Consider the following 16148-nt stretch of genomic DNA (forward strand, 5'->3'; position numbering starts at 1 on the left):
GTTGCCTGCCTTCCCGATTGCAATGCGGTCATGCTCGTGCAAACCTGCCGGCCGTTCCGCTGCCTGATCATTCACAGTGTGGACCGCAATCGACGCCGACAGAAGATCGGCGCGAAGGGAGGATGAACCGATGGCCCCCGAGGCAACCCGCATGGCGGGCGCGCAGATTTTGCGCCCAGCGACCTGCATCTGAGGTCGCGGCATGGTTGATGTCGTCGACACGCTGCATATTCCCGAGAACCTGAGCGAGAACGAGGGCGCGCGCCCCGGCTCGGCCATCATGCGCCCGGTCGAGATCGTCGCGGCCGCCCTGGTCGCTTTCATCATCGGCGTGCTGCTGCTCGGCGTGGTCTCGCGGTACGTCTTCTCGCTGCCCTTCGTCTGGGTCGACGAGGTCGCCTCGATCTCCTTCATCTGGCTCGCCATGCTCGGCGCGGCCATTGCCGTCGATCGCAATGAACATCTACGGCTGACGCTCTTCGTCGGCCTCATGCCGGAGCGCCTGCGCCAATTCGTCGAGACGCTGGCACTCATCGCCGTTGCCGCCTTCCTGGCGGCGATGGTCTACCCTGCGATCGATTACGCGGTGGAAGAGAGCTACGTCACCTCGGCCGCGCTCAACATCCCCGTCAGTTGGCGGGTCTCCGCCATCGCCGTGGGCATCGTGCTGATGCTGCTGCTGACGATCCGTTATGCCTTCAAGACCGCGCGCCCGGTCGACATCGCCGGATCAGTGCTGGTCATCGGCGGGTTCGGCCTCGCCTTCTGGCTCCTCGGGCCGACGCTCAAGGGCCTCGGCTACTACAATATCCTGATCTTCCTGGTCTGTGTCGTCGCCGCCTGCCTTGTCGCGGGCGTCCCGATCGCCTTCTGCTTCGGGCTGGGCACGCTCGCCTTCCTCGCCTTCTCGACCAATGTGCCGATGATTGTGATGGTCGGCCGCATGGACGAGGGCATGTCGAGCCTCATCCTGCTCTCCGTGCCGATCTTCGTGCTGCTCGGCTGCATCCTCGACGCGACCGGCATGGGCAAGGCGATCGTCGATTTCCTCGCCTCCCTGCTCGGCCATGTCCGCGCCGGCATGTCCTATGTCCTGCTCGGCTCGCTCTATCTCGTCTCGGGCATCTCGGGTTCGAAGGTCTCCGACATGGCGACGGTCGCTCCCGCGCTGTTCCCCGAGATGAAGCGGCGCGGCTACAAGCCGAAGGACCTGATCGCGCTGCTGTCCACGGGCGCGGCGATGGCGGACACGGTGCCGCCCTCGATCGTGCTGATCGTGCTCGGCTCCGTTGCCGGCGTCTCGATCGCCGGGCTGTTCAATGCCGGCTTCGTCATCGCGGGCGTCCTGCTCGTCGCGCTCGCCGGGCTCGCCCGCTGGAAGGCGGCGGCGGAAGACATGAAGGGCGTGCGCCGCGCCCCACTCGCGGTGATCGGCAAGGTCGCGCTCGTCGCGGCGCCGGCGCTGGTCCTGCCCTTCATCATCCGCGCCGCGGTCGGTGGCGGCGTCGCCACCGCGACCGAGGTCTCGACCATCGCCGTGCTCTACGCGCTGATCATCGGCATCGTGCTCTATGGCGGCATCAGCCTGCGCAAGTTCTACCAGATGCTGGTCGAGACGGCCGCGCTCTCAGGCGCGATCCTTGTCATTCTCGGCACGGCGCTGGCCATGGCCTGGGCGCTGACGCAGACCGGCTTCGCCCGCGACCTTGCCACCTTCATGGCGAACCTGCCCGGCGGCTGGCTCTCCTTCATGGCGGTCACCATCGTCGTCTTCATGATCCTCGGCTGCGTGCTGGAAGGCCTGCCGGCGATCGTGCTGATGGCGCCGCTGATGTTCCCGATCGCCAAGAACCTCGGCATCAACGACGTGCATTATTCGATGGTCGTCGTCACCGCGATGAACATCGGCCTGATGGCGCCGCCGATCGGCATCGGCTTCTATATCGCCTGCAAGATCGGCAACGTCTCGCCGGACGAGGCGATGGGCGCGATCTGGCCCTATCTCATCGCGCTGATCATCGGCCTCATCGTCATCGCCCTCGTTCCCGGCCTCTCTACCTGGGTGCTCTAAGCCCCACCTGCCTTCACAAACAGAACCGGACAATCCGGACGCTCATCCAAGGAGAAAACGCCCATGACCATTTCACGCCGCACCCTTATCAAGGCGACCGCCGCCGCTTCCGCCATCGGCACCTTCCATATCGGCCGCGCCAACGCCCAGGCGGCCGAGTTCACCTACAAATACGCCAATAACCTGCCCCTCGCGCACCCGATGAACATGCGTGCCAGCGAGGCGGTGGCGAAGATCAAGGAAGAGACCAAGGGCCGCGTCGACATCCAGATCTTCCCGAACAACCAGCTCGGCTCCGACACCGACATGCTGAGCCAGGTCCGCTCCGGCGGCGTCGAGTTCTTCACGCTCTCGCCGCTGATCCTCTCGACGCTGGTCGCCAACGCCTCGGTCTCCGGCATCGGCTTCGCCTTCCCGAACTACGACGCGGTCTGGAAGGCGATGGATGGCGAGCTCGGCGCCTATGTCCGTGGCCAGATCAACAAGGCCAACCTCGTCGTCATGGACAAGATCTGGGACAACGGCTTCCGCCAGATCACCTCGTCCAAGGGCCCGATCAACACCCCTGACGATCTGAAGGGCTTCAAGATCCGCGTGCCGGTCTCGCCGCTCTGGACCTCGATGTTCACCGCCTTCCAGTCGGCCCCGGCCTCGATCAACTTCGCCGAGGTCTACACCGCGCTGCAGACGAAGGTGGTCGACGGCCAGGAGAACCCGCTCGCCATCATCTCCACCGCGAAGCTCTTCGAGGTGCAGAAGTATCTCTCGATCACCAACCACATGTGGGACGGCTTCTGGTTCCTCGCGAACCGCCGCGCCTGGGAGCGCCTGCCGGAAGACCTGCGCACGATCGTCGCGAACAACATCAACGCCGCTGCGCTGCTCGAGCGCGGGGACGTCGCCAAGCTCAATGCCGGCCTGCAGGGCGAGCTCGCCTCGAAGGGCATGACCATCAACGAGACCAAGGCGGACGCCTTCCGCGAGACACTGCGCAAGGCCGGCTTCTACGCCGAGTGGAAGAAGAAGTACGGCGACGAGGCCTGGGCCATTCTGGAGAAGGCCGTCGGCAGCTCGCTGAGCTGATCGGCTGAACGACCGTCATTCTCCGGCGCCGGACAAGAAAAGGCGCGGGGAACCCTCTCCCGGAGGGAGAGGGCAGGGTGAGGGGTAGGCCGTTGGACGTTATGGCTGTGACCTAACCGCTGCCGCCGTTAGCTCAGCTCCTTGCTGGTCCAGGGGCCAACTCCTCACCCCTGCCCCTCTCCTTACAGGAGAGGGGTTCCCCGCGCGTCTGCCTGCACTCTCATCGCATCGAAAGACCAACCACCATGGCCGACCGGCTGAAGGGCAAGATAGCGATCGTCTTCGGCGCCGGCTCGTCGGGGCCTGGCTGGGGCAACGGCAAGGCGGCAGCCGTCGCCTATGCCCGCGAGGGCGCCTCCGTCGCCTGTATCGACCTCAACCAGGCGGCGGCCGACGAGACGGCCGGCATCATCGCAGGCGAGGGTGGCAAGGCGCTGGCGCTTGCCGCCGACGTCACCAAGCTCGATTCCACCGAGGCCTGCGTCGCGGCAGCCGCGCGGCATTTCGGCCGCATCGACATCCTGCATAACAATGTCGGCGTCACCCATATGGGCGGGCCGGTCGAGCTTTCGGAGGAGCAGTTCAACGCCTCGCTCCAGCTCAATCTCGGTTCGGTCTATCGCTGCGCCAAGGCGGTCATCCCGCGCATGCTGGAGGGCGGCGGCGGAGCGATCGTCAACATCTCCTCGCTCGCCGCGATCCGCTGGGTCGGTTATCCGTATTTCGCTTATTACGCCACGAAGGCGGCTGTGAATCAGGCGACGGTGGCGCTCGCCATGCAGTATGCCAAGCGCGGCATTCGTGCGAACTGCATCATGCCGGGCCTGATCGACACGCCTCTGATCTACAAGCAGATCTCGACCCAATACGCCTCGCCCGAGGAGATGGTCGCCGCCCGCGACGCGCTGGTGCCGATGGGCAAGATGGGCACGGCCTGGGACGTCGCCAACGCCGCGGTCTTCCTGGCCTCCGACGAGGCGAAATTCATCACCGGCGTCTGCCTCCCTGTCGATGGCGGCCAGAGCTGCGCCGCCGGTCCGCTGGGCTGAGGATCGACTGTCCGTTCCGCACTGGAACGCTTGCTCCATTTCCCCTTCGCTGCCAGAAAAAGAATCAGGCCTCGCGCTGAGATGCCGGACGAAAACGAGAAGCCGGAGCAGGAACGGACAGGGATGAGCGAGATCTTCACCGAGGAACTGCCGCGCGATTTCGACGGCCTGCGCGCGACCATCCTCGCCCAGCGCGAGCGCCTGCCCAAGCGCATCGCGCAGATTGCAGCCTATGCCCTCGACAACCCCGACGAGATCGCCTTCGGCACTGCCGCGAGCATCGCGGTCTCGGCCGGCGTTCAGCCTTCGACGCTGATCCGGTTCGCCCAGCATCTCGGCTTCGACGGCTTCACCAGCCTTCAGGGGGTCTTTCGCGAGCGGCTGCGCGAGCGCAATTCGAGCTACGAAGACCGGCTCAACACCCTGCGCGCCGGCGAGGGCGCAAGCGGCGGCAACCACCGCATCCTCGATGGCTTCCTGACCGCCTCGCGCAAGTCGCTCGACGTGATGAGCAGAACCCTCGATGAGGCGACGCTGGATCGCGCCATCGCCACGCTCGCCGAGGCCGAAACCATCTACATCCTTGCGCGCCGCCGCTCCTTCCCGATCGCGACCTACCTCGCCTACGCGCTCGGCAAACTCGGTGTCCGCAACCAGCTCGTTGAATCCGCGGCGGGCCTGAGCCCCGAGATCATTTCCTTCGCGACGCCGAAGGACGCGGTTCTCGTCGTCAGCTTCTCGCCCTACGCGCCGGCCACCATCGAGGATGCGCGCGGGCTGGCCGAGCGCGGCGTCCCGCTCGTCGCCATCACCGACAGCGCCTTCTCGCCGCTGGCCAGCGTCGCGCAGATCTGGTTCGAGGTCGCGGAGGCCGATTTCGGCGGCTTTCGCACCCTGTCCTCGACAATGGCACTCGCCATGGCGCTTGCCGTTGGCGTGGGCGACGCCAGGCAGGCGGGGCGACGCCGGCGCCGTCCGCGCGACTAAGCACTTCAAACGAAGTGAGGCTCCGGATCGCGTGAAGAAAAGGCGACAAGCAAAGCCTTGGAGCGCTTCAATGGGTTTCCACACACGGAAGCAACATAGGAACGAGCGTTCCGCATTGACGGCATAATAGAATTATTATTTCATGCCGTCGACGCGTGGCCGTTCGGCCGCGCGCCTAACAAGAGCGGCAGGCCGGGAGGAACATATGACGGAACCGCGCGGCGGCTCGGCGCAGGCGCTCGACGTCATCACCATCGGCCGCGCCTCGGTCGATCTCTACGGCCAGCAGATCGGCTCGCGGCTGGAGGATGTCACCAGTTTCGCCAAGTCGGTGGGCGGCTGCCCGGCCAATATCGCGATCGGCACGGCGCGGCTCGGCCTGCGCTCGGCCCTGCTCACGCGCGTCGGCAACGAGCAGTTCGGCCGCTTCCTGCGCGAGCAGCTCGCCCGCGAAGGAGTGAACCTCGACGGCCTCAAGACCGACCCCGAGCGGCTGACCGCGCTCGCCATCCTTTCCGTCGAGAGCGACAAATCCTTCCCGCTGCTGTTCTACCGCGAGAACTGCGCCGACATGGCGCTGGAGGAAGGTGACATAGACCCGGCCTTCATGGCGCGCGCGCGCGCCCTTGTCGTCACCGGCACCCATTTCGCCCGGCCCGGCCCCGAAGCCGCCCAGCGCAAGGCGATGAAGCTGATGCGCGGGAACGGCGGCCAGGTGGTGCTCGACATCGACTATCGCCCCAACCTTTGGGGACTGGCCGGCCACGATGCCGGCGACAACCGCTACATCGCCTCGCAAACCGTCTCCGAGCGCATGAAGTCTGTCCTCCCGGGCTGCGACCTCGTCGTCGGCACCGAGGAGGAGGTGTTGATCGCCTCCGGCGAGAGCGAGCTGCTGCCGGCGCTGAAGACGATCCGCGCGCTGACGCCAGCCACCATCGTGCTCAAGCGCGGCCCGATGGGCTGCATCGTCTATGAGGGCGCGATCCCAGACGATCTGGAGGACGGCATCGTCGGAAAGGGCTTCCCGATCGAGGTCTATAACGTGCTCGGCGCGGGCGACGCCTTCATGTCGGGCTTCCTGCGTGGCTGGCTCGGCGGCGAGAGCCTGCAGACCGCCGCGACCTGGGCCAATGCCTGCGGCGCCTTCGCCGTCTCGCGCCTGCTCTGTTCGCCTGAGAGCCCGACCTTCGAGGAGCTCCAATACTTCCTCAGGAACGGCAGCCCGCACCGGGCGCTCCGCAAGGATGAGGAGATCAACCACATCCACTGGGCGACGACCCGCCGCCGCGAAATCCCCTCGCTGATGGCGCTCGCCTGCGACCATCGCTCCCAACTCGAGGAGCTGGCGGCGAAGCTCGGCGCCGATCCGGCCCGCGTCCGCGACTTCAAGGTGCTCGCGGTCAAGGCCGCCGCCCGCGTCGCCGATGGCCGGCCGGGCTACGGCATGCTGCTCGACGAGAAGCATGGCCGCGAGGCGATGTTCGAATTCGCCCGCCACCCCTTTTCCTGGCTCGGCCGCCCGGTCGAGCTGCCGGGCTCGCGTCCGCTGCGCTTCGAGATGAGCCAGGACATCGGCTCGCTCCTGCCGGAATGGCCGGTCGACCACTGCATCAAATGCCTCTGCTTCTACCACCCGGACGATCCGGCCGATCTGAAGCAGGCGCAGCAGGAGAAGCTGCGCGCCCTGTTCGAGGCGGCGCGCAAGGTCGGACGCGAACTGCTGGTCGAGATCATCGCCAGCAGGAACGGGCCGCTCGGGCCTGACACGATCGCCCGCGCGCTCGAGGAGATCTACGCGCTCGGCATCAAGCCGGATTGGTGGAAGCTGGAGCCGCAATCCTCTGCCGCCGCCTGGGCCGCGGTCGAGGCCACCATCGCCAAGCACGATCCCTGGTGCCGCGGCGTGCTGCTGCTCGGGCTGGATGCGCCGGCCGAGGAATTGGAAGCTGGCTTCGCCGCCACGGCGGGCACGCCCATCGTCAAGGGCTTCGCAGTCGGCCGCACCATCTTCATGGCCGCCGCCGAGGGTTGGCTATCGGGCAGACTCTCCGATGAAGCCGCCATCGCCGATATCGCGAAGCGCTTCGAGGCCCTGACCGGCCTGTGGCTTGCCACGCGCGGCCGGAAAGCAGCATAGCTTTCGTCTCGGAGACAGGATCATGAGCACCGTCCGCCTCACCATGGCGCAGGCGCTGACGCGCTACCTCGCCGCGCAGATGACCGAGATCGACGGAGAGCGGCTGACGATCTTCGGTGGCGTCTGGGCGATCTTCGGTCACGGCAACGTCGCGGGGCTGGGCGAAGCGCTCTGGCACGAGCGCGAGCGCCTGCCGACGTTCCGCGCCCATAACGAGCAGGCCATGGCCCATGCCGCCATCGCCTACGCCAAGGCGAAGATGCGCCGCCGCTTCATGGCCGCGACCACCTCCATCGGCCCCGGCGCGACCAACCTCGTCACCGCCGCCGCGCTCGCCCATGTCAACCGGCTACCGGTGCTGCTGCTGCCGGGTGACGTCTTCGCCAATCGCATCCCCGACCCTGTCCTCCAGCAGGTCGAGGATTTCGGGGACGGCACGGTTTCGGCCAATGACTGCTTTCGTCCCGTCTCGCGCTATTTCGACCGCATTACCCGCCCCGAGCAGATCATCCCCGCGCTCGCCCGCGCCATGCAGGTGCTGACCGACCCGGCCGAATGCGGCCCGGTCACGCTCGCGCTCTGCCAGGACGTGCAGGCCGAGGCTTATGATTATCCCGAGAGCTTCTTCGCAGAGCGTCTCTGGACGCCGCGGCGCCCGCGCCCGGATCGCGGCGAACTGGCGGCCGCAGCCGCGGCGCTCAAGGCTGCGAGGAAACCGCTGATCGTCGCCGGCGGCGGCCTGCTCTATTCCGGCGCGAGCGACGAACTCGCCCGGTTCTCGGCCGCAACCGGCATTCCCGTCTGCGAGACGCAAGGCGGCAAGTCCGCCATGCCCGACGACGACGCGCTCAACATGGCCGCTGTCGGCGTCACCGGCACTTCGGCCGCCAATCGCCTCGCTGCCGAGGCCGACCTCATCCTCGCCATCGGCACGCGCCTCCAGGATTTCACCACCGGTTCCTGGGCGCTCTTTGCTGCGCAGCAAAAGACGGTCATTGGCCTCAACATCCAACCTTTCGACGCCGGCAAGCATCGGGCGCTGCCGCTCGTCGCCGATGCCCGCGAAGGCCTCGCCGAACTGACTGAGGCCATCGGCAGCTGGAAGGCTCCCGAAAGCTGGACGGCTCATGCTAAGGCCGGCAAGGCCAATTGGCGCAAGGAAGCCGACAAGGCCACCGCCGCAACCAATGCCGCCCTGCCCTCCGACGCGCAGGTCATCGGCGCGGTGCAGCGTGCATTGGGTTCGGACGTGATCCTGCTCCACGCCGCAGGCGGGCTACCGGGCGAATTGCACAAGCTCTGGCAGGCCGGGCCGCCCGGCTCCTATCATGCCGAATACGGCTATTCCTGCATGGGCTACGAGATCGCCGGTGGCCTCGGCGCCAAGATGGCGCGGCCCGACCAGGAGGTCGTCGTCATGGTCGGCGACGGCTCCTATCTCATGCTCAATTCCGAAATCGCCACCTCGGTGATGCTGGGGCTGAAGCTCACCATCGTGCTGCTCGACAATCGCGGCTTCGGCTGCATCAACCGCCTCCAGAACGCGACCGGAGGGCAGAGCTTCAACAACCTGCTCCGAGACGCCCGCCACGAGACGCTGCCGGAGATCGACTTCGTCGCTCACGCCGCGAGCATGGGCGCCATCGCGACCAAGGCCACGTCCATCGCCGAGCTGGAAAGCGCTCTCGCCGCGGCGAAAGGCAACACCCGCACGACCGTCGTGGTGATCGACACCGACCCGCTGATCTCCACCGGCGCCGGCGGCGCCTGGTGGGACGTCGCGGTTCCCGAGGTCAGCGAGCGCGAACAGGTCCGCGCCGCACGGGCGGATTACGACACGCGGCGCAAGCATCAGAACATCGGCAACTGAAGCCGTCCCATAGACGAGAAAGACTCCTGATATGATCCGCATCGGCGCGAACCCCATCGGCTGGTCGAATGACGACATGCTGGAGATCGGCGGCGACATCCCGCTCGAAACCTGCCTGACGGAGGCCCGCGAAGCCGGCTTCACCGGCATGGAGCTCGGCAACAAGTTTCCGCGCGATGCCGCCCGGCTGAAGCCGATCCTCGATGCGCACGGCCACGCCCTGGTTTCGGGCTGGTACTCGACCGAACTGCTCGTGCGCGACGTCGCAGCCGAGATGGAAGCCGTGAAGGCACACGCCACCCTGCTGCGCGACATGGGCTGCGCCGTCCTGATCGCCGCCGAAACCTCGAACGCGATCCATTCCGACATCACCGTACCGCTCTCGGCCCGCCCCGTTCTGCCCAAGGCGCGCTGGGATGAATTCGGCGCGCGCTACACCGACTTCGCTGAGGCACTGAAGGCTGAATACGGCCTCCAGCTCGTCTACCATCATCACATGGGCACGGTGGTGCAGACCGAGGCCGAGATCGACCGTTTCATGGGCGTCACCGGCCCGGCCGTCGGCCTGTTGCTTGACACCGGCCACGCCACATGGGGCGGTAGCGACGCGGCTCGCATCGCCCGCCACTGGAAAGCCCGCATCCACCACGTCCACTGCAAGGATATCCGCGAGGCGGTGATGTGGCGCTCCAATCGCGAGGACTGGTCCTTCCTCGAATCGGTTCTGGCCGGCGTCTACACGGTGCCGGGCGACGGGTTGATCGACTATGTCCGCGTGCTGAAGGAGCTTCAGGGCTATTCCGGCTGGATCGTGGTCGAAGCCGAGCAGGACCCGAAGAAGGCCGAGCCCGCCACTTACGCGAAGCTCGGCCACGCGAACCTGACTCGCTTCATTCGGGAAGCGGGCCTGGGCTGAACGCTCCGTCGTTCCGGGGTGCCGGCAGGGCGAGCCCGGAATGACGGCGAGGTTCCCTCACGCCGATCGCCAAGGAGACCGCCTCAATGTCCCGCCTGAAGATCCGCCCCTCCGGCTCCCACGGCCTCGTCACCCATGTCACGCCACAGAGCGCCGGCTGGCGCTATGTCGGCTTCGATCTCCATCGCCTGAAGGCCGGCGAAACCGTCTCCGCACTGACGGAGGATCGCGAGGCCTGCCTCGTCTTCGTCACCGGCAAGGGCGCGGTCGCGGCCGGCGGACAGGTGCTGGGCGAACTCGGCGGCCGCATGAGCCCCTTCGAGGGCAAGCCCTGGTCGGTTTACATCCCGCAGGATTCCGACTGGGCGGTCACCGCCACGACCGATCTGGAGCTTGCGGTCTGCACCGCGCCCGGCCTGAACGGCGGGCTGCCGCTACGCGTCATCGCCCCTGATGATCTGGGCCAGGAAATCCGCGGCAAGGGCTCCAACACCCGCCACGTCACCAACATCCTGCCCGAAGGCGAGCCGGCCGATTCGCTGCTGGTGGTCGAGGTCATCACGCCCGCCGGCAACACATCCAGCTACCCGCCGCACAAGCACGATCAGGACAACCTGCCGCAGGAATCCTATCTGGAGGAGACCTACTACCACCGGCTCAACCCGCCGCAGGGCTTCGGCTTCCAGCGCGTCTATACGGATGACCGCTCACTCGACGAGGCGATGGCGATCGAGGACGGCGATGTCGTGCTGGTGCCGAAGGGCTATCACCCCTGCGCGACCTGCCACGGCTACGATCTCTACTATCTCAACGTCATGGCCGGGCCGAAGCGGACCTGGAAGTTCCACAACGCGGCCGAGCACGAATGGCTGCTGAAAGAGACGTCATTCTCGGGCGCCGCGCAGCGGTGACCCGAGAATCTCCGGCAGGAGAAGGCGCTGGAGCCTCTTTCGGCATGAGATGCTCGGGTCAAGCCCGAGCATGACGCAGCCGGGCCGGCAGCCTCAACGATTGCCACATTTGTAGACGGTGCCGGAGCTGTCCCCGCCCCTCCACTTGATGTCGGCAACGGGGGCGACGACATGGGTGCCGCCCATCTCGGCTGCATCGATCTTCAGCCGCGTGATGACTGCATCACGATTCTTGTCGAGCGGCATGATCGCTTGCATGCCGGACTGCCCGTCGATCTTGGCCAGGTTGGTGCAGCCCTCGACGACGCTCGCGGCGTCGGTAACGACCACGACGCTGGTGCGCGAGGTGTGATAGGCGCAGCCCCCGAGAATTAGGGCGGGCAAAAGGAAGAGAAAACGCGGCATCGTCGCGGTCCGGCCTGTTTCTGGTGCGGGTCGGCGCATGTTCCGCGGCTGCCCCGCAAATGCAAGCCCGGCTCTGTCGCGAATCTCTGGGGCCGGGCAAGTTTGTCGTAGATCGCCCCCAACAAGTTTAACGTAACGACAGCGTTATTCTTGACCTGCCGTTGCGCCTGCTCTTAAGTCCCTCCACGCCAATGGGAGGCTGAGAGGAAATTAGAATATGCGTAGCATTCTGATCGTGGGCGCCATGGCTGCGCTCCTTGCCGGTTGCCAGACCGCGCAGGAATCGATGGCCGACGCCGAAGTCACTTGTGAGGCTCAGGGTTTCCGCCCCGGCACGCGCGCCTATCAGCAGTGCCGCTCGGCGAACTACGTCGAGAACCGCCGTGCATCCAACGAGGCCGGCAATGCCGTCGCCGCAGGCGTGGCCGCTGGCGTCGTCGGTGGCGCGATCGCAGCGGGCGCTTCGCGCTCCTATTATCGCCGCGGCTACTACGGCCCAGGCTACTGGTATTGAGATCGAGCGTCGCGCCCGTCAGCGGCGTGGCAGTCTCGTAACGACGAAACCCTGCGGCGCTCAGCGCCGCAGGGTTTTTTATTAGCTGGCTTAACGCAGGAAATTTCCCGCTAACCGCTCTGCTCAGCTCCGCTTCGTCCGCTTGCGCGCCGGAGCGCGCGAAGCGCTTCGCGCGGGAGCCGCTTCGCCGGCGGCTGCCGAAGACGAACTCAGCAGCGCGCCAACGACGTAGATGGCCAATCCGACGCCGAGCAGCGCCGCGATAGGCTCGCGTTCCGCCCGCTTGGCGAGCATCCGCCCGCCCACATCTGCATAATCCCGTGCCCGCGCCGCATAGTCGCCCGCGCGATCCGCATAATCGTCAGCGACGTCGCGATGGGCGCCAAGCCATTTGCTGCCCGCATTCAACGCGCGCTGCCCGGCCGCGGCGGCTTCCGAACCGTAGTCGTTCAGCCAGCCCCGCCACCGGCCGTAATCCGGCTGGTGACGCGCCAGGGAGGATTGCCAGGAGGGTTGCGGGCGCATCGTCGCCCAGGCGATCAGCCCAAGGCTGAGCGCGCCGAGGCCCAGCATGGCGAGCGGATGACGTTCCGCGCCACGCACCACCGCCTCCCCGCCTTCTCGGATCGTCTCCAGCGGCTCGGCCTCGTCCCACGCGTCGCGGGCCCGTTCATAGCCTTCCTTCACCGTATCGCTCGCGCGGCCGGCCATATCCGCCGCCTTGTTGCGCAAGGTCCTGACGGTCGCGCCGGCCTCCTCGCGCATCTCCTCGGCATTGCCCGGCACATCCGGTGGAAAGCTGTTGGTCATCGCCATGGCGGCTTCTCCATTTCTCGAAGCTGTGATGGCCAGTGAACGAAGCCCGCCGCCGCATGTTCCCCGGCGCCTTGCCCTGGGTCACGCTTCTTCGGCTATTCGGCCACGACCGTGTCATGATTGGATGCGATCCAGAAGCTCTTAGGGGCCTCAAACGAGAAGGAGACGCTCATGAATATTCAGCACCTCCAGATCGCACATTCCGCAGTGCTCTCGGATCCCGAATGGATCGCTCTGGAGAGCATCGAAGAAGAGACCCGGCACTTTATCTTCGACGATACGATGCTCCATGCCCTGCAGGATCGCGGGTTGGTCGAATCCGACGGCATCGCCTGGCGGGTCACCGAGACCGGACAGAAGCGCTTGAGCGAGCGCGTCTGAGCGCTCGACGCGGCGCGACCTATCGACGCAAGCGAGACTGCCGCAACTCAGAAGCTGAAACCCGCCCGCCCTCCGGCGGGCCTTGTCGGCGGCGCTGTAAAAACCCCGGCGCCGTCGCCATGTCGGGTGTCGGCGTCCCAATCCGTGAGCACCATGGCCAAGCCCGTCACCATCACCGTCTCGCATGATCTCGGCCGGCAGGGCGCCGTGAACCGCCTGCGCGGCGGCGTCGATACGATCCGCGACAGGCTCGGCATAGTGCGGATGCAGCTCGTCGAGGAGGCCTGGGAGGGCGATAGCCTGCGCTTTGGCGTGGCTGCGCTCGGCCACACGGTCCATGGCCGCATCGATGTCGAGGACAGCCTGGTGCGCGTCGAGGTTACCCTGCCCTGGATGCTGGCCATCTTCGCCGAGAAACTGAAGCTCGGTGTCGAGAAGCAAGGCCAGATCATGCTCGACAAGCCGAAAGCCTGAATCGTTCCCGGCGGACGCGGCCAAACGCGAACGCCGCCCATTCGCGATACGTCCACAGGCGCGCGCCCAGCCTCGCGAAAGTCCTACGCCTTAGGTTGAAATCGAAAGCCCCAGCCATCATTCTGCAAATGGCAGGCATTCGCCGCCAACCCCATTGATTCTCTGACCTTTCGGATTTGGGAGACCTATGCACCACGGCCCGCTGATCGCCATCGTCGTTGCGGGCCTCGGCCTTGCCTTCGTCTTCGGGGCGCTCGCCCAGAGGCTCAGAATCTCTCCCCTGGTCGGCTATCTCGTCGCCGGCGTCGCCGTCGGGCCCTTCACGCCGGGCTTTGTCGCCGACCAGAACCTCGCCAACGAACTAGCGGAAATCGGCGTCATCCTGCTGATGTTCGGCGTCGGCCTGCATTTCTCCCTGAAGGACCTGCTTTCGGTGAAGGCGATCGCCGTGCCGGGCGCGGTCGTGCAGATCGGCATCGCGACGCTGCTCGGCCTTGGCCTCGGCACGCTGCTCGGCTGGCCCCTGATCTCGGGCGCCGTCTTCGGCCTCGCCCTCTCCACCGCCTCGACCGTGGTGCTGCTGCGCGCCTTGCAGGAGCGCCGGCTGGTCCAGACCGAACGGGGGCGCATCGCCGTCGGCTGGCTGATTGTCGAGGACATGGCGATGGTGCTGGCGCTGGTCTTGCTGCCGGTGCTCGCCGACATCCTCAACGGCACGCCGAGTTCGAACCCGCCGCTGGCGACCCGGTTCGATCTCGGTGTCTGGGGCGTCCTCGGCCTGACCATCGCCAAGCTGATCGGCTTCCTGGCCTTCATGCTGGTCGTCGGCCGCCGCGTCATCCCCTGGGTGCTGCACTGGGTCGCCCATACCGGCTCGCGCGAGCTGTTCCGGCTTGCCGTGCTCGCCGTCGCGCTCGGCGTCGCCTATTCGGCCGCGACGCTGTTCGGCGTCTCCTTTGCGCTGGGCGCCTTCTTCGCCGGCATGATCCTGTCGGAATCGCCGCTTTCGCAGCGCGCCGCCGAGGAGACTCTGCCGCTGCGCGATGCGTTCGCGGTGCTGTTCTTCGTCTCGGTCGGCATGCTGTTCGACCCCGCCATCGTCGTCAGGGCGCCGGGGCCGCTGCTCGCCACGCTCGCCATCATCCTCTTCGGCAAGTCGATCGCGGCCTGGCTGATCGTACGCGCCTTCGGCCGCTCGAACGCCGTTGCGCTGACGATCTCGGCCTCGCTCGCACAGATCGGCGAATTCTCCTTCATCCTCGCAGGGCTGGGCAGCGCGCTCGGCCTGCTGCCGGCGCAGGGGCGTGACCTCATCCTCGCCGGCGCGATCCTCTCGATCCTGCTCAACCCGGTGATCTTCGCCCTTGCCGACCGCTTCGCGAGCGAGACCCCGGCAGCGAAGCCGAAATCCGTCGAGGCACCGGAGCCGGAAGCCGCGGCCGCCGCGCCGGAACCCGAAACGCCACCGGAGCGCGACATCACGCCGACGCAGCTCAAGGATCACATCGTCGTCGTCGGCTATGGCCGGGTCGGCAGCCTGCTCGGAGCCGGCCTGCTCTCGCAGGGCTCCAGGATTCTGGTGATCGAGGACAATCCCGATGCTGTCGCGACGGCAAAGCGCGACGGCGCCGAGCTACTGGTCGGCAACGCGGCCGATCCCGAGGTGCTCTCCGCTGCGGCGGTGGACCGCGCCATCCGCCTCTTCGTCGCCATTCCCGGCAGCTTCGAGGCCGGTCAGGTCTGCCAGCAGGCGCGGGCTGAGAGCCCGTCCCTGCCCATCGTCGCCCGCGCCCATTCCGACGCCGAGGTCGCGCATCTCACGAAATGCGGCGCGACGCTGACCATCATGGGTGAGGCCGAAATCGCCCGCGCCATGCTTTCGCTCTGCCAGAATCTCGGCGGCGCGGCCAAGCCGGCTGCTGCCCAGACCGACGATGCAAAGCCGGATGAAGCGGCCGAACCGAAGCCACCTGCCCCGGCAAAGGAAAAGCCGCCGGAGGAACCTCCGACGGCAGCTTAAGCGAGGCGTTATCGCGGGCGAAGCGAAACGCAGACCCAGGATGACCGCGCAAGATCGGGGCGCTCCCGCTTACTCCACGAGTTCGAAGCGGATGTCCTGCGCACCCTCGTAGAGCGTCTTGCGGCCGAGCGTGTAGAGGTTCTCCAGCCCCGAGGTGAGGGTGATGAAGTGGTTGCCGGCGAGCTGGCCGACCTTGCTGGCGAAATGCACCCCACCATAGGCAAGCAGGATCTCAGTCTCGCTGATGCCGCCCGGATAGAGGATGATCTGGCCCGGCGCCGGATAGCTGGTGTGGTTCTCGTAGCCGACGCCGAAATCGAGTTCGCCGAGCGGCATCCAGACGCCCTCCCCGCTCCAGCGCACATGAACGATCTGGCTGACGAAGGGCAGGCTCCGCAGAAAGGCGGCGCAGGTCTTCGGCGCAGCCTCCAGCTCGAGCTTCGCATCGAAGTGGTAGGGACCGGCGGTGACGATCAGCTTGCTCATGAAATTCCTGTCTTTCCGAAAAAGG

General features: G+C 66.5%; 15 protein-coding genes. 12 read left to right on the forward strand and 3 right to left on the reverse strand.

What is annotated here, in order from left to right; translation table 11 throughout:
- Positions 1-202: 202 nt before the first annotated feature.
- The 8 genes from BoBH3_RS00600 to iolB all read left to right on the forward strand — a co-directional run bounded on the left by BoBH3_RS00600 (position 203) and on the right by iolB (position 11027).
- On the forward strand, positions 203-2071 hold the full coding sequence (locus BoBH3_RS00600; RefSeq protein WP_262328812.1) for a TRAP transporter large permease: 1869 nt from the start codon (positions 203-205) through the stop codon (positions 2069-2071).
- Positions 2072-2134: 63 nt separating this feature from the next.
- Entirely contained in the window at positions 2135-3154 is a 1020-nt protein-coding gene (locus BoBH3_RS00605) for a TRAP transporter substrate-binding protein (RefSeq protein WP_262328813.1), read from the forward strand.
- Positions 3155-3399: 245 nt separating this feature from the next.
- Positions 3400-4203 (forward strand): SDR family NAD(P)-dependent oxidoreductase, encoded by an 804-nt coding sequence (locus BoBH3_RS00610; RefSeq protein WP_262328814.1) that lies wholly within the window; start codon positions 3400-3402, stop codon positions 4201-4203.
- A gap of 123 nt (positions 4204-4326) precedes the next feature.
- Entirely contained in the window at positions 4327-5190 is an 864-nt protein-coding gene (locus BoBH3_RS00615; protein WP_262328815.1) for a MurR/RpiR family transcriptional regulator, read from the forward strand.
- Between the two features lie 205 nt (positions 5191-5395).
- Positions 5396-7330, forward strand: coding sequence for a bifunctional 5-dehydro-2-deoxygluconokinase/5-dehydro-2-deoxyphosphogluconate aldolase (locus BoBH3_RS00620; RefSeq protein WP_262328816.1), 1935 nt, complete (start codon positions 5396-5398; stop codon positions 7328-7330).
- A 19-nt stretch (positions 7331-7349) separates the two neighbouring features.
- Complete coding sequence (gene iolD / locus BoBH3_RS00625; RefSeq protein ID WP_262329644.1) at positions 7350-9200, forward strand: 3D-(3,5/4)-trihydroxycyclohexane-1,2-dione acylhydrolase (decyclizing); 1851 nt, start codon at positions 7350-7352, stop codon at positions 9198-9200.
- A 31-nt stretch (positions 9201-9231) separates the two neighbouring features.
- The gene (iolE, locus tag BoBH3_RS00630) at positions 9232-10116 is read left to right on the forward strand and encodes a myo-inosose-2 dehydratase (protein ID WP_262328817.1); all 885 of its coding nucleotides are present in this window, start codon (positions 9232-9234) and stop codon (positions 10114-10116) included.
- Between the two features lie 86 nt (positions 10117-10202).
- Positions 10203-11027 carry a 5-deoxy-glucuronate isomerase gene (gene iolB / locus BoBH3_RS00635; RefSeq protein WP_262328818.1) on the forward strand — a complete coding sequence of 275 codons (825 nt, stop codon included), beginning with the start codon at positions 10203-10205 and terminating at the stop codon, positions 11025-11027.
- A gap of 93 nt (positions 11028-11120) precedes the next feature.
- Here iolB and BoBH3_RS00640 read toward each other — a convergent pair whose 3' ends face one another.
- Entirely contained in the window at positions 11121-11432 is a 312-nt protein-coding gene (locus BoBH3_RS00640; RefSeq protein WP_262328819.1) for a hypothetical protein, read from the reverse strand.
- A 217-nt stretch (positions 11433-11649) separates the two neighbouring features.
- Here BoBH3_RS00640 and BoBH3_RS00645 point away from each other — a divergent pair, with 217 nt between their 5' ends.
- Positions 11650-11946, forward strand: coding sequence for a hypothetical protein (locus BoBH3_RS00645; protein WP_262328820.1), 297 nt, complete (start codon positions 11650-11652; stop codon positions 11944-11946).
- Between the two features lie 123 nt (positions 11947-12069).
- Here the strand turns inward: BoBH3_RS00645 and BoBH3_RS00650 are convergent, their stop codons facing one another.
- Entirely contained in the window at positions 12070-12762 is a 693-nt protein-coding gene (locus BoBH3_RS00650) for a hypothetical protein (protein WP_262328821.1), read from the reverse strand.
- Between the two features lie 171 nt (positions 12763-12933).
- Here BoBH3_RS00650 and BoBH3_RS00655 point away from each other — a divergent pair, with 171 nt between their 5' ends.
- From BoBH3_RS00655 to ybaL, 3 genes are all read left to right on the forward strand, one after another.
- Positions 12934-13143, forward strand: a complete 210-nt coding sequence (locus BoBH3_RS00655) for a hypothetical protein (RefSeq protein ID WP_262328822.1) — start codon at positions 12934-12936, stop codon at positions 13141-13143.
- A gap of 153 nt (positions 13144-13296) precedes the next feature.
- Positions 13297-13617 carry a polyhydroxyalkanoic acid system family protein gene (locus tag BoBH3_RS00660; RefSeq protein WP_262328823.1) on the forward strand — a complete coding sequence of 107 codons (321 nt, stop codon included), beginning with the start codon at positions 13297-13299 and terminating at the stop codon, positions 13615-13617.
- 187 nt (positions 13618-13804) lie between these two features.
- A complete protein-coding gene (ybaL, locus tag BoBH3_RS00665; protein ID WP_262328824.1) occupies positions 13805-15637 on the forward strand; it encodes a YbaL family putative K(+) efflux transporter in 1833 nt (610 codons plus the stop codon).
- A gap of 69 nt (positions 15638-15706) precedes the next feature.
- Here ybaL and BoBH3_RS00670 read toward each other — a convergent pair whose 3' ends face one another.
- Positions 15707-16123: a DUF3830 family protein gene (locus BoBH3_RS00670; protein ID WP_262328825.1), complete on the reverse strand. Its 417-nt coding sequence runs from the start codon at positions 16121-16123 to the stop codon at positions 15707-15709.
- Positions 16124-16148: the final 25 nt, after the last annotated feature.

The organism is Allobosea sp. BH3 (genome assembly GCF_025499465.1).
Classification (GTDB): Bacteria; Pseudomonadota; Alphaproteobacteria; order Rhizobiales; family Beijerinckiaceae; genus Allobosea.